A 21,958-nucleotide genomic window follows, 5' to 3' on the forward strand; every position below is an offset into this window, starting at 1 on the left:
TCTTCAGACTTCCTTCGTCACAGCTGGATCGATGAGCACGTCGTCGCCGTCGATCTGGACGACGTAGACCGGGACGGGCTCATATGCGGGGAGATTCTGGGGCTTTCCGGTGAGCAGCGAGAAGGCGGAGCCGTGTGCCCAGCACTCCACCGTGTCGCCTTCCACGAAGCCCTCGGACAGCGAGATGTCGCCGTGGGTGCAGGTGTCGCCGATGGCGTGGATGACTCCGTCGCCGTCTTTGATCACCGTGATGGGCACGCCGCTCGGGTCGACACGCAGAGGCATGTCCTGCTCGAGGTCGGCGACGCCGCAGACGCGCTCCGCGGTCATGCACTCACCTCGGCGAGCTCCGTCTCGATGGCCGCCAGCAGCTCGGTCTCGAGGGCGGGGATGCCGAGGCGCTGCACGATGTCGGTGAGGAAACCGAGCACGACCAGGCGTCGTGCCTCTTCCTCGGTGATGCCGCGCGCCTGCAGGTAGAACAGCTGCTCGTCGTCGAAACGACCGGTGGCGCTCGCGTGCCCGGCGCCGAGGATGTCGCCCGTCTCGATCTCGAGGTTCGGGATCGAGTCGGCGCGCGCGCCCTCGGTGAGGACCAGGTTGCGGTTCGCCTCGTACGAGTCGGTGCCCGTCGCGTCGGCGCCGATCAGCACGTCGCCGATCCACACGCTGTGCGCGCCCTGACCCTGCAGCGCGCCCTTGTAGAGGACGTCGCCCTTGGTGTGCGGGCCCTTGTGGTGCAGGTAGACCTGGCTCTCGAGGTGCTGCCCGGCGTCCGCGTAGGACAGGCCGTACAGGTATCCCTCGGAACCGGCGCCGGCGAGCTCGACGTTCGGGTTGACCCGCACGACGCCGCCGCCGAAGCTCACGACGAAGTGCTTGAGGGTCGCGTCCGCGCCCACTCGGGCCTGGTGCGCCGAGGCGTGGACCGCGTCATCCGCCCACTGCTGAAGGCTGATGACGGTGAGCTTCGCGCCGTCCCGGACGATGATCTCGACGTTCTGCGCGTACTGGGCGGAACCGGTGTGCTGGAGGACGACCGTGGCGGAGCTGTGCTCCAGCGCCTCGATGACGATGTGCGCATCGGCACGGCGCTCGGCACCCTGACCGGTGATCGCGATGAAGACCGGCTCCGCGACCTCCTCCTCGCGCGGGATCCGCACGTGGAGGGCCTCGGCGCTGCCCTGCCAGGCGACGGCCGCCGTGACGTCCTCCGCGAGGAAGACCTCACCGCGCGGCGCGGTGCCGACCGCGAGCGGGGCGGCGATGTACTGCTCGCCGGCCGTGTAGGTGTAGCTGACGCCGTCGTTCGGCTCCGCCACTGCGAACAGCGGGGTGAGCTGGGCGACCGGCGTGTGCTTCCAGTTGACCTCGCGCCCGGTGGGGGCGCCGAAGTCGTCGGGCTCGAAGGAGTGCGGGCGCTCGGAGCGGGTCTGCACCGGGACGAATCCCGCAGCGGCCACCTGTGCCGCCGGGTCGATGTGCGCGCCTTCGGGCGCGTCGGTGTGCTGCGCCTCGGCAGGCGCTGTCGTCGCGGCAGTCACTAGCCGACCGATCCTTCCATGCCCATCTCGATGAGCTTGTTCAGTTCCATCGCGTATTCCATGGGCAGCTCGCGCGCGATCGGCTCGATGAAGCCGCGCACGATCATCGCCATCGCCTCGTCCTCGGGCATGCCGCGGGACTGCAGGTAGAACAGCTGCTCTTCGCTGACCTTGGAGACCGTGGCCTCGTGTCCGAGCTGCACGTCGTCGACACGGATGTCGATCGCCGGGTAGGTGTCGGAGCGGGACTTGGTGTCCACCAGCAGGGCGTCGCAGCGCACGGTGTTCGCGGAGTGGTGTGCCGCGGCATCCACCCGCACCTCACCGCGGTAGCCCGCACGACCGCCGCCGCGGGCGATCGACTTCGAGACGATCGACGACTGCGTGTACGGAGCCATGTGGATCATCTTCGCGCCGGCGTCCTGGTGCTGGCCGGGGCCGGCGAAGGCGACGGACAGGGTCTCGCCCTTGGCGTGCTCGCCCATCAGGTAGATCGACGGGTACTTCATCGTCACCTTGGAGCCGATGTTGCCGTCGACCCACTCCATCGTCGCGCCCTCGTACGCCACGGCGCGCTTGGTGACCAGGTTGTAGACGTTGTTCGACCAGTTCTGGATCGTCGTGTAGCGAACGCGGGCGTTCTTCTTCACGATGATCTCGACGACGGCCGAGTGCAGCGAGTCCGACTTGTAGATCGGGGCGGTGCAGCCCTCGATGTAGTGGACGTAGCTGTCCTCGTCGGCGATGATCAGCGTCCGCTCGAACTGACCCATGTTCTCGGTGTTGATGCGGAAGTACGCCTGCAGCGGGATCTCCACGTGCACGCCCTTGGGGACGTAGACGAAGGAGCCGCCCGACCACACGGCCGTGTTCAGCGCGGCGAACTTGTTGTCGCCGGCGGGGATGACCGTGCCGAAGTACTCCTCGAAGAACTCGGGGTGCTCGCGCAGCGCGGTGTCGGTGTCCATGAAGATGACGCCCTGCGCCTCCAGGTCCTCGCGGATCTGGTGGTAGACGACCTCGGACTCGTACTGGGCCGCGACGCCGGCCACGAGGCGCTGGCGCTCGGCCTCGGGGATGCCGAGGCGCTCGTAGGTCTCACGGATCTCGGCGGGAAGGTCTTCCCACGACTGCGCCTGCTTCTCGGTGGAGCGGACGAAGTACTTGATGTTGTCGAAGTCGATCTCGCTGAGGTCTGCGCCCCAGGTCGGCATCGGCTTGCGCCCGAAGAGCTGATAGCCCTTGAGACGGGTCTTGAGCATCCATTCGGGCTCGTTCTTGAGAGCCGAGATGCCGCGGACGACCTCTTCGGAGATACCGCGTTTCGCGATGGCACCCGCAGCATCCTCATCGTGCCAGCCGAACTCGTACACCCCCAGACCATCAAGCTCCGGGCGGTCGATCAGTACATCCGACATCCAACACTCTCCTCACAGGTCCCAAACGGTGTCATCCGCCCCGACACACCTGATCCCCGTCGAGTCTGCGGGAGCGGGTGCCGTTGGTGGGCCCTCATCACCGGCGCTTCCATCGCGCCTAAACTGTTGACGATGCTTCAGCGCGGTAAGCGCTCATCGCAACAATCCGATTCTACAGGTTCCGCCTGACAGACGGGCCATGCCCGCCACGTCGTGCGCGGTCCGGAGGACTTATGCCCGAGACGACGATCCCCGCCTCCCCGACGACGCGAACGGCTCCGGGCCGCTCTGCTCTGTGGGGCCGTGCGTTGACGGTCTTCGCCTGGCTGTCCTTCCTCAGCGAGACCATCATCATCGGCACCGGCGGCGCCGTGCGCCTGACCGGCTCGGGACTCGGCTGCTCGGACTGGCCGCTGTGCACTCCCGAGTCCCTGGTCCCGATCTTCGAGGTGCAGGGCGTCCACGGCCTCATCGAGTTCGGCAACCGCCTGATGACCGGCGTGGTCGGGATCATCGCGCTGGTCGTCGTGCTCCTGGTCCTGCACACCATCAGCGGCAAGCGGGCCCTCGTCGACGCGCTCTGGTACGCCGCGGGTGGGATCGTCGCGGCCGGGATCGCCTATGCGATCGCGATGCCTTTCCACATCCCGGCCTTCCCGATCGCCTCCGGCGTCCTCCTCCTCGCGGTGATCGCCGCCGCCGTCCACTCCGTGCGAACGACACCCGCTCGCCGAGATCTCGTCCTGCTCGCCTGGCTCACGCTCATCGGCGTCGTGGCGCAGGCCCTCGTCGGCGGCATCACGGTCCTCACCGGACTCAACCCGTTCATCGTGGGCTTCCACTACACGTCGTCGCTGCTGCTGGTATGCGTCACCGCCGCCTTCCTGGTGCGTCTGAAGACCGCTCCGGGACCGCGCGAACGCGCGGTGCCCGCGTGGTTCGCCATCGTCACCCACGTGACCGGGCTCGCCCTGGCGGTGACCATCGTGTTCGGCGTGCTCACGACCGGTTCCGGCCCGCACTCGGGCGATGCGGACGTGCTGCGACACGGCTTCGATGCGACGGTGCTCGCGCACGTGCACTCGTGGCCCGGCTACATCCTGGCCGCCCTGGTGCTGTTCCTGACCATCGCGGCCTGGGCGCTCCGCCTGGAACCGCGGCGCTGGCTGCTCGTGCTGGTTCTCGCGATCCTGGTGCAGGTCGGCGTGGGCGTCTGGCAGGCCCGGGAGGGTCTCCCCCCGCTGCTCGTCGGCATCCACATGGTCCTGGCCTCGCTCTCCGCCGCGACCTACACCGTGGTCGTGCTGCATCTGAAGCGCCCGGTCGCCGCCGCGGACTGACGCCGCACAGGCGATCCACAGGCGGCGCATCGCCGACTCATCAGGATGTCCGCGATGATGGCCGCATGAACAAGTCACTCTCACGAAGCATCGGCTTCTGGCTCCTGCTCGTCGTCTCCCTCGCCGCGACCGCGGTCGGCGGATGGCTCATCTCCGGCCAGATCGCGACGATGACGACCACGCTGCTCGACGGCACCGCCACCGGCATCGAGGTGTACGTCGGACAGTCGCTCGTCGTCGTGGGCGCCGGAGTGCTGGCCGCCGGCATCGTCGGCATCCTGCTGACGCTCGGACTTGTCGCCGCGCGCTCGCTCGTCCCCACCCCCGCTCCGGCCGTCGTCGAGGCGATCGACTGGACTGCCGAGGCCGACGAGAAGCCGGCGCCGGTCGTGACCGCGCCCGCACCCGTCGAGACCGTCGCCGAGAGCACGCCGGCCGCCGAGGATGCCGTCGTCGAGACCGCGCCCGACGCGGACGACAAGGAAGAGGACGCTCCCTCGATCACCCGCTGATCACACGAGCCGAAGACGACGGAGCGGTGCCGAGAAATCGGCGCTGCTCCGTCGTCTCTCCGAGGAAGGTGTCAGAAGGGCAGAAGCGGATCGACCGCGACCGCGACGAAGATCAGCGTCAGGTAGGTGATCGAGGCGTGGAACACGCGCATCGGACGCGGCTCGGTCCCGCGGACGGCCCGGTTGTACAGGCGGTGCGACTCGTAGATGAACCAGCCGCCGAACACCGCGGCGGACACCGTGTAGACGAGGCCCATGTCCGCGATCGGGACGAGCAGGAGCGAGCAGGCCACGGTCGCCCACGCGTAGAGGATGACCTGGAGGCCGACCTGGGAGGCGTTGCGCGTGACGCCGAGCATCGGCACGTCCACGTCCTCGTAGTCGTCCTTGTACTTCATCGACAGCGGCCAGTAGTGCGGCGGCGTCCAGAGGAAGACCAGGAGGAAGAGGATGAAGGCCGGCCAGTCGAGCGAGCCGGTCACGGCGGACCAGCCGATCAGCACCGGGAAGCACCCGGCGATGCCGCCCCAGATGATGTTCTGCTCGGTGCGGCGCTTGAGGATCATCGTGTAGATCACGACGTAGAAGAAGATGGCCGTCGCCGACAGCAGGGCGGTGAGCCAGTTCGTCGTGAGCAGGAGCCAGACGGTCGAGGCGACGGCGAGCGTCCACGAGAAGATCAGCGCGCCGCGGGGGCTGACCTCGCCCGTGACCAGAGGCCGATTCTCGGTGCGGTGCATGTGCGCATCGATGTCGCGATCGAGGTACATGTTGAACGAGGCGGCGGAACCGGCGCTCAGCGATCCGCCGATGACGGTCGCCAGCACGAGCCAGAGGTTCGGCAGCCCACCCTGCGCCAGGAACATCACGGGAACCGTGGACACGAGCAGCAGTTCGAGCACGCGCGGCTTGGTGAGCGTGACGTAGGCCTTCACCGTGCGACCGACGGACGACTTCCTCACGGTCTGATCAGACATCGTCGAGATCTCGATCGCCTCCTCCGCACGTGTGACCGGACAACCTCTCCAGTGTATGACACCGGATGACGTCATCCGGCTCGCGGGCCCGCGTAGCGCATCGCACGTCACCGCTATGCTGAAAACACTCGCGCGCCCGGCGATGTGCACACCTCTCCGTGATGATGCGGATGCGCCAGGGAATACGGGCGCCCTCGAAACTGTCGGAAAGGGCATGAACGTGTCGGAATTGCAGTGGGATGAGATCGATCGGCGCGCGGTGGACACCGCACGAATCCTGGCGGCTGACGCCGTGGAGAAGGTCGGCAACGGTCACCCCGGCACGGCCATGAGCCTGGCCCCGGCGGCCTACCTCCTCTACCAGCGGGTTCTGCGTCACGACCCGACCGACACCGACTGGCTCGGTCGTGACCGCTTCATCCTCTCCGCGGGACACTCGTCGCTCACCCAGTACGTCGAGCTCTACCTCGGCGGCTTCGGTCTGGAGCTGGACGACCTGAAGGCCCTGCGCACGTGGGGTTCGCTGACCCCGGGTCACCCGGAGTACGGCCACACCAAGGGTGTCGAGATCACCACCGGCCCGCTCGGCCAGGGCCTCGCCTCCGCCGTGGGCTTCGCCTACGCCGCCCGCTACGAGCGCGGTCTCTTCGATCCCCAGGCCGAGGCGGGTACGAGCCCCTTCGACCACTTCGTCTACGTGATCGCCGGCGACGGCGACCTGCAGGAGGGCGTCACCAGCGAGGCCTCCTCGCTCGCGGGTCACCAGCAGCTCGGCAACCTCATCGCGATCTACGACTCCAACCAGATCTCCATCGAGGACGACACCAACGTCGCCTTCACCGAGGACGTCGCCGCGCGCTACGAGGCGTACGGCTGGCAGGTCCAGGTCGTCGACTGGAAGAAGACCGGCGAGTACGTCGAAGACGTCGCCGAGCTGCACGCCGCCATCGAGGCCGCGAAGGGCGAGACCTCGAAGCCGTCGCTCATCATCCTCAAGACGATCATCGGCTGGCCGTCGCCCGGCAAGCAGAACTCGGGCAAGATCCACGGCTCCGCTCTCGGCGCCGACGAGCTCGCCGCGACCAAGAAGGTCCTCGGCTTCGACCCCGAGCAGAACTTCGTGGTCGCCGACGACGTCATCGCCCACACGCGTGGTCTCGCCGCCCGTGCCGCCGAGGCCCGTGCCGCCTGGCAGGAGTCGTTCGACGCCTGGGCCGCCGCGAACCCGGAGAAGAAGGCCCTCCTCGACCGCCTCGAGGCGCAGGAGCTCCCCTCCGACATCACGAGCGCCCTGCCGGTGTTCGAATCCGGCAAGGAGGTGTCGACCCGCGCCGCGTCCGGCCAGGTCATCAACGCCCTCGCCGCCGAGCTCCCCGAGCTGTGGGGCGGATCGGCCGACCTCGCCGAGTCGAACCTCACCACCATCAAGGACGCGCCGTCGTTCATCCCCGCCGAGTGGTCGACCCACGAGTGGTCGGGCAACCCCTACGGCCGCGTGCTGCACTTCGGCATCCGCGAGCACGCCATGGGTGCGATCATCAACGGCATCGTGCTGCACGGCCCGACCCGCGCGTTCGGCGGCACGTTCCTCATCTTCAGCGACTACATGCGCCCGCCCGTGCGTCTCGCAGCGCTCATGAACGTGCCCAGCATCTTCGTCTGGACCCACGACTCCGTCGCCCTCGGCGAGGACGGTCCGACGCACCAGCCCGTCGAGCAGCTGGCGACGCTCCGCGCGATCCCGAACTTCACCGTCGTGCGCCCCGCGGACGCGAACGAGACGGCCGCGACCTGGCTCGAGATCCTCCGTCGCCACGAGGGACCGGCCGGTATCGCTCTGACCCGTCAGAACATCCCGGTGTTCGCCCGCGGTGAAGGCGCGGCCTCGGGTGACGTGTTCGCCTCCGCCGACAACGCCTCGAAGGGCGCGTACGTGCTCGCCGAGGCACCGAACGGCACCCCGGACGTCATCATCGTGGCCACCGGCTCCGAGGTGCAGCTCGCGGTCAACGCCCGCGAGGCACTCGCCGCGGAGGGCGTGAACGTCCGCGTCGTGTCCGCTCCGTCGCTGGAGTGGTTCGACGAGCAGGACGCCGAGTACCGCGAGAGCGTGCTGCCGGCCTCCGTGACGGCGCGCGTGTCGGTCGAGGCCGGCTCCGTGCTCAGCTGGCGCGGCATCGTGGGCGACCGCGGCCGCTCGGTCGGCATCGACCACTTCGGCGCCTCCGCCGACTACAAGACCCTCTTCGAGAAGTTCGGCATCACCACCGAGGCCGTCATCGCGGCCGCCCGCGAGACCCTCGCGGCAAACAGCACCAAGGAGAACGCATGAGCACCCCCACCGCACAGCTCGCCGCCGCCGGCGTCAGCATCTGGCTCGACGACCTCTCCCGCACCCGCATCTCCTCCGGCAACCTCGCCGAGCTGATCTCGTCGCGCAACGTCGTGGGCGTCACGACCAACCCGACGATCTTCGCGAACGCGATCACCGACAAGAACGACACGTCCTACGACGCACAGGTGACCGAGCTCGCCGCGTCCGGCGCCACCGCGGAGGAGGCGGTCTTCGCCGCCACCACGCAGGACGTCGCGGCCGCCCTCGACGTTTTCCGTCCCGTCTGGGAGGCCTCCGACCACGTCGACGGCCGCGTCTCGATCGAGGTCTCCCCCGACCTCGCGCACGACACCGCCGGCACCGTGGCTCAGGCCAAGGAGCTGTGGGCCAAGATCGACCGCCCGAACCTCCTCGTCAAGATCCCCGCGACCAAGGCCGGCCTGCCCGCCATCGCCGAGGCGATCGGCGCCGGGATCAGCGTCAACGTCACGCTGATCTTCAGCCTGGAGCGCTACGCCGAGGTCATCGAGGCCTACCTCACCGGCCTCGAGACGGCCAAGGCCGCGGGCATCTCCCTGTCGACCATCCACTCCGTCGCGTCGTTCTTCGTCTCGCGCGTCGACACCGAGACCGACAAGCGCCTCACCGCGATCGGCACGGACGCCGCTGAAGCCCTCAAGAGCAAGGCCGGCCTCGCGAACGCCCGCCTCGCCTACGAGCTGTTCGAGCAGACGTTCGCGGGCGACCGCGCGAAGGCTCTGCGCGACGCGGGCGCGAACCTGCAGCGCCCGCTGTGGGCGTCGACCGGCGTCAAGGACCCGGCCCTCCCCGACACGCTCTACGTGACCGAGCTCGTCGCCGACGGTGTCGTCAACACGATGCCCGAGAAGACCCTCGAGGCCACGTTCGACCACGGCGTCGTCACCGGCGACACGATCACGGGCGGCTACGAAGAGGCCCGTGCGGTGTTCGCCGGCCTCGCCGAGGTCGGCATCGACTTCACCGACGTCACCCAGGTCCTGGAGGACGAGGGCGTCGCGAAGTTCATCGACTCGTGGCACGACCTGCTCACCCAGGTCGCCGAGGCTCTGGAGTCGCAGCGATGACCTTCTCGATCCACACGTCCGGCGCCGCCCGCGCCGCGATCGATGAGACGGTGCCGAGCCTCGTCCACGATCTGATCGCCTCGCGCATCACCGGCGGCGACGCCACCCTCTGGGGAGACGCCGCACAGGCCGAGGCCTCCGTCCGACTCGGCTGGGTCGAGGCCGTCTCGATCTCGCGACCGCTGGTCGCCGAGATCGTCGCGCTGCGCGCCGACCTGAACGCCAAGGGCGTCACGCGCGTCGTCCTCGCCGGCATGGGCGGCTCCTCGCTCGCCCCCGAGGTCATTGCACAGACCTCGGGCGTCCCGCTGACGATCCTGGACTCGACCGCGCCCGGCCAGGTGCTGGCCGCTCTCGACGAGGGCCTCGAGGACACGGTCCTCGTGGTGTCGTCGAAGTCGGGCTCCACCGTCGAGACCGACTCGCAGCGTCGCACGTTCGAGGCCGCGTTCCGCGACCTCGGCATCGACCCCACCGAGCGCATCGTCGTGGTCACCGACCCGGCCTCGCCCCTCGACGCGTCCGCGCGCGAGGCGGGCTACCGCGTCTTCAACGCCGACCCGAACGTCGGCGGCCGCTACTCCGCGCTGACCGCCTTCGGCCTGGTGCCGTCCGGCCTCGCCGGCGTCGACATCGACGAGCTCCTGAACGAGGCCGAGGCCTCGCTGCTCGAGGTCGCCGTGGACTCCGCCGAGAACCCGGCTCTCCGCCTGGGTGCGGCCATCGCCGCGACCACGCCCCGTCGTGACAAGCTCGGCCTGATCACCGACGGCACGCACATCAACGGCCTGCCGGACTGGATCGAGCAGCTCATCGCGGAGTCCACGGGCAAGGACGGCACCGGCATCCTCCCGGTCGTCCTGCTCCCGGTCTCGCCCGAGCTCGATCCCGTGCCCGCCGACCTCCAGATCGTCCGCCTGGTCGACGACGCGAACGAATTCCACCTGCACGAGCGCCACGAGGGAGAGATCCTCGTCAGCGGCACCCTCGGCGCCCAGTTCATCGTGTGGGAGTACGCCACCGCGATCGCCGGGCACCTGCTCCGCATCAACCCGTTCGACCAGCCCGACGTCGAGTCGGCGAAGATCGCGGCGCGTGGTCTGCTCGACGCGCGTCCCGAGCCGACCGCTCCGGCTTTCGTCGAGAACGGCGTCGAGGTGCGGGTGTCCGACCCGGCCCTCGCCGCCTCCGGCACGGTCGAAGGCGTGCTCGACGCCCTCTGGGCGCAGCTCCCCGCCGACGGCTACGTGTCCATCCAGGCCTACGTCAACCGCCTGGAGGTGCCGCAGCTCCAGGGCCTCCGCGAGCTCGTCGCGGCGGACTCCGGTCGCCCGACCACCTTCGGGTGGGGTCCGCGCTTCCTGCACTCCACCGGTCAGTACCACAAGGGCGGTCCCGCACAGGGCGTGTTCCTGCAGATCCTGGAGCGCACCGAGGTCGACCTCGAGATCCCGGATCGTCCCTTCACGTTCGGGCAGCTCATCCAGGCGCAGGCCGCCGGAGACGCGGGTGTGCTCGCCGAACACGGCCGCCCGGTCGTCACGCTGACGATCACCGAGTCCTCGGACGACGTGCTCGCCCTCTTCGAAGCCGCACAGAAGTAACAGCAGGAGAATCCCCCACCGATGTCTGTTCCCATCTCGCGCGGGCACAACCCGCTGCGTGACCCCGACGATCGCCGCCTCAACCGGATCGCGGGGCCCAGCGCCCTCGTGATCTTCGGCGTCACCGGAGACCTGTCACGCAAGAAGCTGATGCCCGCGGTCTACGACCTCGCCAACCGCGGTCTCCTCCCCCCGGGCTTCGCCCTGGTCGGGTTCGCCCGTCGGGACTGGGAGGACCAGGACTTCGCCCAGGTCGTCTACGACGCCGTCAAGGAGCATGCCCGCACGCCGTTCCGGGAGGAGACCTGGACGCAGCTGCTCCAGGGCATCCGGTTCGTCTCGGGCGAGTTCGACAACCCCGACTCGTTCCGCAAGCTGCGCGAGACGGTCGAGAAGCTCGACGTCGAACGCGGCACGATGGGCAACCACGCGTTCTACCTGTCGATCCCGCCGAAGGACTTCCCCCTCGTCGCCAAGCAGCTGAAGGAGTCTGGCCTCGTCGGCGAGAACAGCGACGACGACGAGCGGTGGCGCCGTGTCGTGATCGAGAAGCCCTTCGGACACGACCTGGAGTCCGCCCGCGCTCTCAACGCCGCGCTCGAGGTGGCCTTCCCGGCCGACTCGATCTTCCGCATCGACCACTACCTCGGCAAGGAGACGGTCCAGAACATCCTGGCGTTGCGCTTCGCGAACGAGCTGTACGAGCCGATCTGGAACCGCAACTACGTCGACCACGTGCAGATCACGATGGCCGAGGACATCGGCGTCGGCGGGCGTGCCGGGTACTACGACGGCATCGGCGCGGCGCGCGACGTCATCCAGAACCACCTGCTGCAGCTCCTGGCGCTCACCGCCATGGAGGAGCCGATCAGCCTGTCGGCCGAGCACCTCCGCTCCGAGAAGGAGAAGGTCCTCGCCGCGGTCCACGTGCCGGACGACCTCTCGCTCGCGACCGCCCGCGGACAGTACGCCGGCGGCTGGCAGGGCGGCGACGAGGTCACCGGCTTCCTGGACGAGGAGGGCATGAACCCCGAGTCCACGACCGAGACGTACGCGGCCATCAAGCTCGAGATCGACACGCGCCGCTGGGCCGATGTGCCGTTCTACCTGCGCACGGGTAAGCGCCTCGGGCGACGCGTCACCGAGATCGCCGTGGTCTTCAAGCGCGCTCCGCAGCACCTGTTCGGTCGCGGCAACGCCTCCGAGCTCGGACAGAACGCGCTCGTCATCCGCGTGCAGCCCGACGAGGGCGTCACGATCCGCTTCGGCTCGAAGGTCCCGGGCAGCGGAACCAACGTCCGCGACGTCACGATGGACTTCGGATACGGCCACGCCTTCACCGAGGCGAGCCCCGAGGCCTACGAGCGCCTGATCCTCGACGTCCTGCTGGGCGACCCGCCGCTGTTCCCGCGGCACGAGGAGGTCGAGCTCTCCTGGAAGATCCTCGACCCGGTGGAGAAGTACTGGGCAGCCGTCGGCGGTCCGGTGGAGCAGTACGCGCCCGGCTCGTGGGGACCGGCATCCGCCGACGACCTGCTGGCCCGCGACGGACGAGTCTGGAGACGCCCGTGATCATCGATCTTCCCGACACGACTGTCAGCCAGGTCGCCAAGCAGCTCGTCAAGGTGCGCGAAGAGGGCGGCGCGGTCGCACTCGGCCGTGTGCTGACGCTCGTCATCGCGGCCCGCAACGGCGTCGCCGAGGCCGCCATCGACGCGGCGAACGACGCGTCGCGCGAGCACCCGATGCGCGTCATCGTGATCACGACGGGCGACGGCGAGTCCCGCCTCGACGCCCAGATCCGCGTCGGCGGCGACGCCGGTGCCAGCGAGGTCGTCGTCCTGCGGGCGTACGGCGAGGCTGCGAGCAACGAGGAGAGCCTCATCACGGGCCTCCTTCTGCCCGATGCCCCCGTCGTCGCCTGGTGGCCCGAGGAGGCTCCCACCTCGCCCGCCACGTCGCCTCTCGGCCGCATCGCACAGCGTCGCATCACGGACGCCGCGACCTCGCCCGACGTGCGCGACCGGCTCGCGCTGCTCGGACGCACGCATGCACCGGGAGACACCGACCTCGCCTGGACGCGTCTGACCCACTGGCGCGAGCAGCTCGCCGCCGTCCTCGACCAGCCGCCGTATGAGTCGATCACGGGTGTCGAGGTGCGCGGTGCATCGGCCTCCCCGTCGACGGCTCTGCTCGCCGCCTGGCTGCAGATGGCCCTCGACGTGCCCGTGCGCTGGTCGTACGAAGACCCCGAGCACTGGCAGGAGGGCATCAAGTCGGTCCGTCTGACCCGCGCGTCGGGCGACATCCTGCTCGAGCGCCCGTCTCCCGGTATCGCGATCCTGACGCAGCCGGATCAGCCGAAGCACGACCTCCACCTCCCGCGTCGCACCCTCCGTGAGTGCCTCGCGGAGGAGCTGCGTCGGCTGGACCCGGACGTCCTGTACGGTCGAGTCATCACCGAGGGCTGGGAGAAGCTGGGTCCGCCCGAGACAGGAGAGTGACGTCGATGACGACATCGTCCGCCGAGAAGCGGGTCGTGGTGGAATCCACGCCCGCCGCACTCGCCAGCCGCGTGGCCGACCGGTTCCTCACGCGTGTCCGCGCGCGCACCCGGAACGGCCGACTCGCCCACATCGCCCTCACCGGCGGTTCGATGGGTGGAGCGGTGCTGCAAGCCGCAGCGGCCGATCCTCGGGCCACCGAGATCGACTGGTCGCTCGTGCACTTCTGGTGGGGTGACGAGCGGTTCGTGCCAAGGGACGATGCCGACCGCAACTCGTTGCAGTCGCGGCAGGCCCTGCTCGACCACATCGCCGTGCCCTCGGAGAACGTGCACGAGGTCTCCGGCCCGGAGACGGGTCTGACGCTCGACGAGTCGGCAGCGGCCTACGCCGCCGACCTCGCTCGATTCGGCACCGACGAACACCCCTGGCCGTCCTTCGCGGTGTGCTTCCTCGGCGTCGGCCCGGACGGACACATCGCGTCCCTGTTCCCCGACCGCGAAGAGGTCACGGTGACGGACGCCGCGGTCCTGGCGGTGCGCGAGTCGCCCAAGCCGCCGCCCGAGCGCGTGACCCTCACGCGTCCCGTGCTCAACTCCTCGAAGCGGGTGTGGCTCGTGCTCACCGGCGCCGACAAGGCTTCGGCGCTGGGCCTCGCTCTCGCCGGAGCGAGCTACACGAGCGTTCCCGCGGCCGGCGCCAAGGGCCGCAAGCGCACGGTCTTCTTCGTCGACGAGGCCGCGGCCTCCGAGGTCTCCCCCGACCTGATCGATCAGGCGTACTGAACACCACAGGGCGCGGGTCTCCGGACCCGCACCTGCGGCTGGCCTACCGGCCCGCTACGGCTGGTCTGACGAACCCTGCCGCCACGGCGGCGTCTCCTGGCCGTCGGATCCTGTGCCGTCGCCCGGAGCGCCTGTGGCGGTGGTCGACGGAGAGGCTTCTCCGGCGGCTCGCGCGTCGTGACCGGAGTTCGGGCCTGAGTTCGGGCCGGAGTTCGAGCCAGAGCTCGTCGGAGTGCTCCCGCGCTCGATCCCGAGCTCCTGGCTGTCGCTGAGCACCTGCGGGTGGTAACGGGCGAGCCCGACGACGCCCCAGACGGCGATGGCGCCGGCGATCCCGAAGATCACCAGGACCCACCACGGGGCTGCCGCAGCCTCGCCCAGCACGACCATGCCGATGAGCACGGCGATGAGGGGGTCGACCACCGTGAGTCCGGCGATCACGAGATCGGGTGGGCCCGAGCTGTAGGCGGTCTGCACGAAGTACGCACCGACGGCGGCGGCCGAGACGAGGGCCAGCACGCAGATGCCGGTGATCCACTCGAACTGCCCCGCCTCGATGCGCTTGATGACGACCTTCGCGAGCGTCGCGACGAAGCCGTAGAGGATGCCGGCGCCGATCACGTAGAAGAGTGCACGCATGCGATGGCGCAGGATCAGCCAGCACGCGCCGAGCACGATGATCACGACCAGGAGAAGGGCCAGGATCACGAAGAGCTCGCGGTCCGTGACCTCCTGCTCGGTGGCGTAGATCGCCGCGAAGAACACGAAGAGGAAGATGCCGCCCACGCAGCAGATGATCGCCGTCAGCGATTGCCTCGTGGGCGAATGGCCCGTGATCCGGGCATTGAGCAGCGTCGTGATGACGAGGGCGATCGCTCCCAGAGGCTGGACGACGATGAGCGGCGCCCGTACGAGGGCCGCGAGCTGACAGACGATCGCGAGCGCGAGCATCAGCGTTCCCACGATCCAGGACGGTCGGGTCAGGAGGCCCTTGATCTGCGCGAAGGTGAGTCCCGACGTGCCGGTGGAGCCGCTGAGACGCTCGACCTTCTCCACGCCGCGGTGCTGATACTGCGCGCCGAGCGACATGAAGACCGCTCCAGCGAGGGCGAGAGGGATGCCGAGCAGGATGCCCGGGTCCTGGAAGGCGCCCACGAGCTGGTCGCCGACGTCTTCGGCCATCCCCATCCACACCCCTGCGCTCACACTACGACCCTACCTGGCGTATGGCGCCGACTAGGGTTGTGACGTGGCTGTACTTCCGATTCGCATCATGGGCGACCCCGTCCTGCACTCCCCCGCTTCCCCCGTCGACGAGATCACGGACGACATCCGCACCCTCGTCGCCGACATGTTCGAGACGATGGACACCGCCCCCGGAGTCGGGCTCGCCGCTCCGCAGGTCGGCGTCCCGCTGCGGATCTACACCTACTCCTACGTCGACGACGACGACGAGCCCTGGCGCGGCGTCCTCATCAACCCCGTGCTCTGGATGGTCCCGCTCGAGCCCGGCGACCCGGACCCGGATCTCGAGTCCGAGGGGTGCCTGTCGTTCCCGGGCGAGCGGTTCCCGCTGCGGCGCTCGGACCGGGCGCGCGTGACGGCGACCGACCTTGACGGGCAGCCCGTCTCGATCGACGTCGACGGCTGGCGCGCACGCATCATGCAGCACGAGTTCGACCACCTCGACGGTATCCTCTACGTGGATCGCCTGTCCGACAGCGACTGGAAGACGGCGCAGAAGATCGCCCGCAAGCGCGGGTGGGGACGCCCCGGTGCGAGTTGGATGCCGGGCGTGGACGACCTCGAAGGCTGAGACCGTCGTACCCTGAGTACCGTGTCACCCGAGACACGAGGAAGATCATCATCATGAAGCTCCTTCGTCGAGCCCCTCTCCTGCTGGCAGGAAGCATCATCGCGCTCACGGTCGCCCTGGCCGGCTGCAGCACCGATGCCGAGCCGCGAAACCCCTCCGACGCCGATGAGCCCTCCGGTGCGGGAACGAGAACCACCTCGACCGTGGAAGCGGGCGACTGCCGGATCGAGAGTGCCACCGGCCTGCCCGCCGACGCCCAGGGCGTCCCGTGCACGGAGTCGCACGACGAGGAGGTCTTCCACATGGTCCCCCTCACCGGCAAGACCTTCTCGCAGCAGGCGGTCGACACCGCATCCGCCGAATGCGCCGGAGACGCCTTCACGACCTTCGTCGGCGTGAGCAAGGCGGAATCCTCGCTCGACGTGTACGTGATGGCCCCCACGAGCGAGACATGGGGCGAGCCCGGCGGCAAGACCCTGGCCTGCGTGCTGTTCGACCCCGCCGGTCCGGTCGAGGGAAGCCTCGAGGGCGCCGCGCGCTGAAACCCGATCGAACGGGCGGGCACGTCCCGGAACGAGAAAAGCCCCCTCCGTGGAGGGGGCTTTTCCGTTGGCTCCCCGGCTTGGACTCGAACCAAGAACCTGCCGGTTAACAGCCGGCTGCTCTGCCAATTGAGCTACCGAGGAATGTGTCCGCTGAGCGGGCAACTCGACAAGCTTAGCAAACTCCAGGGCCAGTTCATGACACCGGGGCGCCCTTCGCGGATGTCGGGCGTGTCGGGATCAGTGGCGGGAATCCGACTCGGCGTTCGGCACCCAGAGCAGGTCCTTGCCGACACCGCGGGCCACCACGTGTCCTCCGCGCAGCATCAGCGTCTCGGCGTTCAGCTCGCGGATGAAGTCGGCATCGTTGGTGACGAGCAGGGCGGCCATCGACTGCTCCTTGCGGCGGCGGGTGATCGCGTCGAAGACCACCGGTCGCACCTCGAGGTCGAGGTTCGCGAGCACCTCGTCCGCGATGAGCACCCTCGGCTCGAGGACGAACGAGCGGGCGATCGCGACGCGCTGACGCATGCCGGCGCTGAGCTCGTAGGGGAACTTGGCCGCGGTCCCGAGCGGGAGGTGGAGCTCGTCCAGCAGGGTCGCCACGCGGATCGAGAGCGCCTTCGTGTTGACCTTCCGCTCGCGCATGAGGATCGGCTCGGCGATCACCTCGTTCACGGTCAGCCGCGGCGGAAGATCCGCTCCCGCACCCTGCGGCACGAAGCCGGTGCGGTAAGTGAGGATCCGATGCTTGCGCCCCGGGCGCCTGACGTCGACGCCGCACACCTGGGCGCTGCCGCCGACGACCTTCACGGAAGGATCGGTGGAGCCCGCGAGGGCGGCCACCAGGGTCGACTTCCCCGAGCCCGTGGGACCGGCGACGCAGATGAGCCCGCCGGGAGCGAGGGAGAACGTGACGCCGTCGACGGCACGCGTCGGCAGACCGTGCCCGATCCGGTCGATCACCAGATCCGAGCAATCGATCGCGTTCGGGGAATCGGGCCTGCGGGACATGTCTCCATCCTGCCCTCTGCGCGACCCGCGTCGGGGTTACGACTCGGCGAAGCGCTGACGCTCCGCGTCGATGTCCCGCAGCCGCATCCGCAACGCGCGTCCTCCGTCGGAGTCCGCGGGCACCCGCTGCACCGCGCCGAGGAGTTCCTGCTTCTCGTGCTCGAGCTGGCGAAGCACCAGCCTGCGGGCGAGATCGGCCACCGTGGCGACGGCACGCTCCTCGTCACGAGCGGGGAACGGCGTCATGAGCAGCTCCCCGGCGAGGGAGCGGTAGGGCTCGCGCACGCCGTTCACCGCCTCGGTCACCCATCCGGCCCGGGTGCGGTCCGGTGCGGCGGCGACGGCTTCGCGCACCGCATCCAGCCCCGGCGTCCGGAACGGTGTTCCGAGCGCGCGGTTCAGCAGCGCCTGATCCACCTGATGCCCGTACTGCAGCGCTCCCATCAGCGCATCCCGCTCGACGGCGACATCGGGCGTGCGCGGGAGACTCGCGAGCGTCACCGGGGCGATGACGGGCGCACCCGTGGCGGGATCGACCTGCGGGACCTCACGCCGTGCCTGCTGCGGCGCGGATCCACCGCGCGCCGCCCGCTCGACCTCGCTGCGCACCTCGGTCGGGTCCATTCCGAGACGACGCGCGAGCACGCGCTCGTACCCCGGCCGCAGCAGCTGGTCGCGGATCTCCGCGACGATCGGAGCCGCCGCGCGGAGGGCTCCCACGCGCCCCTCGACGGTGGCGAGGTCGAAGCCGCCGAGCTTGCGATCGATCGCGAACTCGAACATCGGCTGCTTGGTCTCCATGAGGCCGCGCACCGCGGCGTCTCCGCGCTGCAGACGCAGATCGCAGGGGTCGAGGCCGTCGGGGGCGACCGCGACGAAGGTCTGCGCGTTGAATCGGTCGTCCTCCGTGAACGCCCGCAGCGCCGCCTTCTGCCCCGCCTCATCGCCGTCGAACGTGAAGACGACCTCGCCCGAGGCGTTGTCATCGCCCATCACCCGGCGCAGCACCTTGATGTGATCGGTGCCGAAAGCCGTGCCGCAGGTCGCGATCGCGGTCGTGAGACCGGCGAGGTGACAGGCCATCACGTCGGTGTACCCCTCGACCACCACGACGCGACGAGGGTCGCCACGGGCGATGTCGCGCTTGGCGAGATCGAGACCGTAGAGCACCTGCGCCTTCTTGTAGATCGGCGTCTCCGGGGTGTTCAGGTACTTCGGCCCCTGGTCGTCGTCGAAGAGCTTGCGGGCGCCGAAGCCGATGGTCTGCCCGGACACGTCGCGGATCGGCCACACCAGGCGCCCGCGGAACCGGTCGTAGACGCCGCGCTGGCCGGTCGACACCAGCCCCGCGTTGCTCAGCTCCTCGCGGGTGAAGCCCTGCGCGGTGAGAGCCTTGAGCATGCCGTCCCAGCCGCGTGGTGCGAAGCCGACGCCGAAGTGCGCCGCCGCTCCGGCGTCGAAGCCGCGCTCCCCCAGGAAGCGTCTGCCGGCCTCCGCATCCGGCGTGAGCAGCTGCGTCCGGAAGAACTCCGCGGCCGCGGTGTTGGCGGCGTAGAGGCGGCTGCGACCGCTCGTCTCGGGGGCCGCTCCCCCGTCCTCGTAGTGCAGCGTGTAGCCGATGCGTCCGGCGAGACGCTCCACCGCTTCCGTGAAGCTGACGTGATCCATCTCGCGGAGGAAGGAGTAGACGTCGCCCGATTCGCCGCAGCCGAAGCAGTGGTAGTACCCCACCTGCTGTCGCACGTGGAAGCTGGGGCTCTTCTCGTCGTGGAAGGGGCAGAGCCCCTTGAGGGATCCGACGCCGGCCGACTTGAGGGCGACGCGTTCCCCGATGATGTCGGCGATGTTCGTCCGCGCCTTGACCTCGTCCACGTCGGCCTGCAGGATCCGCGGCATCAGTGCGCCCCTTCGGCGATGGGCCGCCTCTCGGCGTGCGCGCGAGCGCCGGGTCGCGCATGGCGGGGCGTCCAGATGCCGACCTCGGCCGGATCGATCTCGCCGACCAGACGGTTGTGCCAGTCGATCGCGCTCTGATCCGTGAGGCTCGCGATCTGGTCGACCACGACCCGGGCACGCTCGGCGTCGTCCTCGGCCGCGATGAAGTCGGCCGCGAACGCGGGGTCGAGCACGTCGGAGCCCGCCGACCACAGCGCGTCGGTCGACCAGAGCGCATCGGCGAGCCGCTTCAGCACCCGCCGCTGCTCCTTGTAGACGCCCTTTCGGGCCTCGATCGTCACGATGGCCTGGCCCATGATGCCCTTGAGGACCGCGATCTCCACCTCGATCACGCGCGGCACGATGACGTGCGCGTTGTAGCGCACCAGCGCCGTCGTGCCGTAGGCATCCTTCGTCGCCGAGACCGAGGCGCGGGCGAAGCGGCCGATCAGGTCGCTCGTCAGGTTCTTCAGCCGGGCGAGAGCCTGACGAGAGCGGTCGAACGACGCGAGCCACATCGGCTGCGACGACAGGCGGTACAGGGCGTCGGCGAGCTCGTCCCGGGTGAAGTCGTATCCCACCCACTGCTGGATCCGCCCGACGAGCGCGTCATGCTGCTGCGGATCGGCGAGCTGCGCGACGTCGACGTAGCCGTTGACGATCGCATCCTCGAAGTCGTGGACCGAGTACGCGATGTCATCGGAGAGGTCCATGATCTCGGCCTCGATGCATCGCAGGCGCCCGGGCGCCCCTTCCCGCATCCACCGGAACACGGCCTCGTCTTCCGGGTAGACGCCGAACTTCAGGCGCCCACCGGGATCCGGCACCGGGCTGTCGACCGTCCACGGGTACTTGCACGTGGCATCGAGGCTCGCGCGCGTGAGGTTGAGCCCGACGGAGCGGTCGTCGTCGTCGAGCACCTTCGCCTCGAGCCGGGTGAGGATGCGCAGCGACTGCGCGTTGCCCTCGAAGCCGCCGATGGGCTCGGCCCACTCGTTGAGCGCGCGCTCACCGTTGTGCCCGAAGGGCGGGTGCCCCAGGTCGTGACTCAGGCAGGCGGTGTCGACCACGTCGCCGGAGACGCCGAGCGCGACCGCCAGCTCACGCCCGACCTGGGCGACCTCGAGCGAGTGGGTCAGCCGGTTGCGGGCGAAGTCGGCCGTGCTCGCCGGGCTCAGGACCTGGGTCTTCGCGGCGAGACGTCGCAGCGCGGCGGAGTGCAGCACGCGCGCGCGGTCGCGGGCGAAGTCGTTGCGCTCGGAGCGATGGGTCTCGGCGAAGAAGCGCTCGGCGTCACGCGCGTCGTAGCCGTCGGCGCGCAGGCCGACCGGAAGATCAACCGCCACTGTTCTCGATCTCCGCTCCGCGCATCATCTCGGAGGCCGAGGGCGCGAGTTCGCGCGACTCCAGCCACTTGTCGGGAAGCGCAGTCCGCTTCGGGTGTCCGGAGCGGCCGCGCTGGCCCTCGGCGTCCGCACCGGGGTACGGCGCGGTGTGATCGAGCCGTCCGAGGAAGTCGTCGATCTCGTCGAGGCTGGATGCGGTGGCGAGGCCGGTGCGGATGTCGCCGCCGACGGGGTACCCCTTGAAGTACCAGGACACGTGCTTGCGGACGTCGCGGCATCCGCGGTCCTCGTCTTCGAAGAACTCGACGAGGAGCTCGGCGTGACGCCGGAAGGCGTTCGCCACGAAGCCGAGCGTGGCGTCGACGGTCTTGCCCTCGCCGCCGAATGCCGTGGCGAGCTCGCCGAACAGCCACGGACGCCCGAGGCAGCCCCGTCCGACCACGACGCCGTCGCAGTCGGTCTGCTCCATCATGCGCACCGCGTCGTCGGCCGACCAGATGTCGCCGTTGCCCAGCACGGGGATGCTCGTGACGGCCTGCTTGAGCTCGCCGATGGCGTTCCAGTCGGCGTTCCCGGAGTAGAACTCGCCCGCCGTCCGGGCATGCAGCGCGACGGCGGCGGCCCCGGCGTCCTCGGCTGCGCGACCGGCCTCGAGGAACGTCAGGTGGTCCTTGTCGATGCCCTTGCGCATCTTGACCGTGAGCGGGATGTCGCCCGCGGCCTTCACGGCCTGGTCGACGATGTCGGCGAAGAGCTTCGACTTCCAGGGCAGGGCGGCTCCCCCACCCCGGCGCGTGACCTTGGGCACCGGGCAGCCGAAGTTGAGGTCGATGTGGTCGGCGTGGTCCTCGGCGACGATGATGCGCACGGCTTCGGCGATGGTCTTCGGGTCCACTCCGTAGAGCTGGATGGACCGTGGGGTCTCGGACTCGTGGTGCCGGATCAGCCGCATGGTCGTCTCGTTGCGCTCCACCAGAGCGCGCGAGGTGATCATCTCGCTCACGTAGAGCCCGGCGCCGTACTCGCGGCACAGACGTCGGAACGCGGTGTTGGTGATGCCGGCCATGGGCGCGAGCACGACCGGCACGTCGAGATCGATCGGACCGATGCGAAGGGGGCGGGCGGGGGCGGTGGCGAGAGTCATGTCCCCTCTATTCTCCCAGACGCGGAGCCAGGAGGG

General features: G+C 69.4%; 19 protein-coding genes and 1 tRNA gene. 10 read left to right on the plus strand and 10 right to left on the minus strand.

All coding sequences use genetic code 11. The annotated features are described in order from the left end of the window. Positions 1 to 3 precede the first annotated feature (3 nt). From MME74_RS10205 to sufB, 3 genes are read right to left on the minus strand one after another with little or no spacing between them, the layout of a single operon-like run. A complete protein-coding gene (locus MME74_RS10205; protein WP_267414910.1) occupies positions 4 to 330 on the minus strand; it encodes a non-heme iron oxygenase ferredoxin subunit in 327 nt (108 codons plus the stop codon). Continuing rightward, positions 327 to 1,544, minus strand: a complete 1,218-nt coding sequence (gene sufD, locus MME74_RS10210; RefSeq protein ID WP_267414911.1) for a Fe-S cluster assembly protein SufD — start codon at positions 1,542 to 1,544, stop codon at positions 327 to 329. Before sufD ends, MME74_RS10205 begins: the two co-directional genes overlap by 4 nt. Then, on the minus strand, positions 1,544 to 2,962 hold the full coding sequence (sufB, locus tag MME74_RS10215) for a Fe-S cluster assembly protein SufB (protein ID WP_267414912.1): 1,419 nt from the start codon (positions 2,960 to 2,962) through the stop codon (positions 1,544 to 1,546). The genes sufD and sufB overlap by 1 nt, the downstream gene beginning before the upstream one ends. 233 nt (positions 2,963 to 3,195) lie before the next feature. On the opposite strand from sufB, the gene MME74_RS10220 reads away from it, so the two are divergent. Together MME74_RS10220 and MME74_RS10225 are read left to right on the plus strand one after the other, a co-directional pair. After that, positions 3,196 to 4,302 (plus strand): COX15/CtaA family protein, encoded by a 1,107-nt coding sequence (locus MME74_RS10220; protein WP_416383311.1) that lies wholly within the window; start codon positions 3,196 to 3,198, stop codon positions 4,300 to 4,302. Positions 4,303 to 4,367: 65 nt separating this feature from the next. Then, complete coding sequence (locus MME74_RS10225; protein WP_267414914.1) at positions 4,368 to 4,814, plus strand: hypothetical protein; 447 nt, start codon at positions 4,368 to 4,370, stop codon at positions 4,812 to 4,814. A gap of 71 nt (positions 4,815 to 4,885) precedes the next feature. Here MME74_RS10225 and MME74_RS10230 read toward each other — a convergent pair whose 3' ends face one another. After that, positions 4,886 to 5,791: a heme o synthase gene (locus MME74_RS10230; protein ID WP_267414915.1), complete on the minus strand. Its 906-nt coding sequence runs from the start codon at positions 5,789 to 5,791 to the stop codon at positions 4,886 to 4,888. 220 nt (positions 5,792 to 6,011) lie between these two features. Between MME74_RS10230 and tkt the strand changes: the two genes are divergently transcribed. Genes tkt through pgl form a run of 6 tightly spaced genes read left to right on the plus strand, consistent with a single transcriptional unit; the run spans position 6,012 to position 14,125 of the window. Beyond that, on the plus strand, positions 6,012 to 8,123 hold the full coding sequence (tkt, locus tag MME74_RS10235; protein ID WP_267414916.1) for a transketolase: 2,112 nt from the start codon (positions 6,012 to 6,014) through the stop codon (positions 8,121 to 8,123). Further along, a complete protein-coding gene (tal, locus tag MME74_RS10240) occupies positions 8,120 to 9,232 on the plus strand; it encodes a transaldolase (protein WP_267414917.1) in 1,113 nt (370 codons plus the stop codon). The genes tkt and tal overlap by 4 nt, the downstream gene beginning before the upstream one ends. Beyond that, positions 9,229 to 10,836, plus strand: coding sequence for a glucose-6-phosphate isomerase (locus MME74_RS10245; RefSeq protein WP_267414918.1), 1,608 nt, complete (start codon positions 9,229 to 9,231; stop codon positions 10,834 to 10,836). Before tal ends, MME74_RS10245 begins: the two co-directional genes overlap by 4 nt. Before the next feature lie 21 nt (positions 10,837 to 10,857). Beyond that, complete coding sequence (gene zwf, locus MME74_RS10250) at positions 10,858 to 12,408, plus strand: glucose-6-phosphate dehydrogenase (RefSeq protein WP_267414919.1); 1,551 nt, start codon at positions 10,858 to 10,860, stop codon at positions 12,406 to 12,408. Then, positions 12,405 to 13,340, plus strand: a complete 936-nt coding sequence (locus tag MME74_RS10255; RefSeq protein WP_267414920.1) for a glucose-6-phosphate dehydrogenase assembly protein OpcA — start codon at positions 12,405 to 12,407, stop codon at positions 13,338 to 13,340. The genes zwf and MME74_RS10255 overlap by 4 nt, the downstream gene beginning before the upstream one ends. A 5-nt stretch (positions 13,341 to 13,345) precedes the next feature. Then, the gene (pgl, locus tag MME74_RS10260) at positions 13,346 to 14,125 is read left to right on the plus strand and encodes a 6-phosphogluconolactonase (RefSeq protein ID WP_267414921.1); all 780 of its coding nucleotides are present in this window, start codon (positions 13,346 to 13,348) and stop codon (positions 14,123 to 14,125) included. A gap of 54 nt (positions 14,126 to 14,179) precedes the next feature. On the opposite strand, the gene MME74_RS10265 is transcribed toward pgl, so the two are convergent. After that, positions 14,180 to 15,313, minus strand: a complete 1,134-nt coding sequence (locus tag MME74_RS10265; protein WP_324170136.1) for a DMT family transporter — start codon at positions 15,311 to 15,313, stop codon at positions 14,180 to 14,182. 61 nt (positions 15,314 to 15,374) lie between these two features. Here MME74_RS10265 and def point away from each other — a divergent pair, with 61 nt between their 5' ends. Together def and MME74_RS10275 are read left to right on the plus strand one after the other, a co-directional pair. Then, positions 15,375 to 15,941, plus strand: coding sequence for a peptide deformylase (gene def, locus MME74_RS10270; protein WP_267414922.1), 567 nt, complete (start codon positions 15,375 to 15,377; stop codon positions 15,939 to 15,941). A 53-nt stretch (positions 15,942 to 15,994) separates the two neighbouring features. Next, positions 15,995 to 16,483 carry a septum formation family protein gene (locus MME74_RS10275; protein WP_267414923.1) on the plus strand — a complete coding sequence of 163 codons (489 nt, stop codon included), beginning with the start codon at positions 15,995 to 15,997 and terminating at the stop codon, positions 16,481 to 16,483. Between the two features lie 68 nt (positions 16,484 to 16,551). Here MME74_RS10275 and MME74_RS10280 read toward each other — a convergent pair. The 5 genes from MME74_RS10280 to dusB all read right to left on the minus strand — a co-directional run bounded on the left by MME74_RS10280 (position 16,552) and on the right by dusB (position 21,922). After that, positions 16,552 to 16,627, minus strand: a tRNA-Asn gene (locus MME74_RS10280). A 96-nt stretch (positions 16,628 to 16,723) separates the two neighbouring features. Beyond that, entirely contained in the window at positions 16,724 to 17,497 is a 774-nt protein-coding gene (locus MME74_RS10285) for an ATP-binding cassette domain-containing protein (RefSeq protein ID WP_267414925.1), read from the minus strand. Between the two features lie 36 nt (positions 17,498 to 17,533). Next, on the minus strand, positions 17,534 to 19,393 hold the full coding sequence (dnaG, locus tag MME74_RS10290) for a DNA primase (RefSeq protein ID WP_267414926.1): 1,860 nt from the start codon (positions 19,391 to 19,393) through the stop codon (positions 17,534 to 17,536). Continuing rightward, a complete protein-coding gene (locus MME74_RS10295) occupies positions 19,393 to 20,778 on the minus strand; it encodes a deoxyguanosinetriphosphate triphosphohydrolase (protein ID WP_267414927.1) in 1,386 nt (461 codons plus the stop codon). Before MME74_RS10295 ends, dnaG begins: the two co-directional genes overlap by 1 nt. Next, positions 20,768 to 21,922 (minus strand): tRNA dihydrouridine synthase DusB, encoded by a 1,155-nt coding sequence (dusB, locus tag MME74_RS10300; RefSeq protein WP_267414928.1) that lies wholly within the window; start codon positions 21,920 to 21,922, stop codon positions 20,768 to 20,770. Before dusB ends, MME74_RS10295 begins: the two co-directional genes overlap by 11 nt. Positions 21,923 to 21,958: the final 36 nt, after the last annotated feature.

The organism is Microbacterium oxydans, from assembly GCF_026559675.1.
Lineage (GTDB): Bacteria > Actinomycetota > Actinomycetes > Actinomycetales > Microbacteriaceae > Microbacterium > Microbacterium oxydans_D.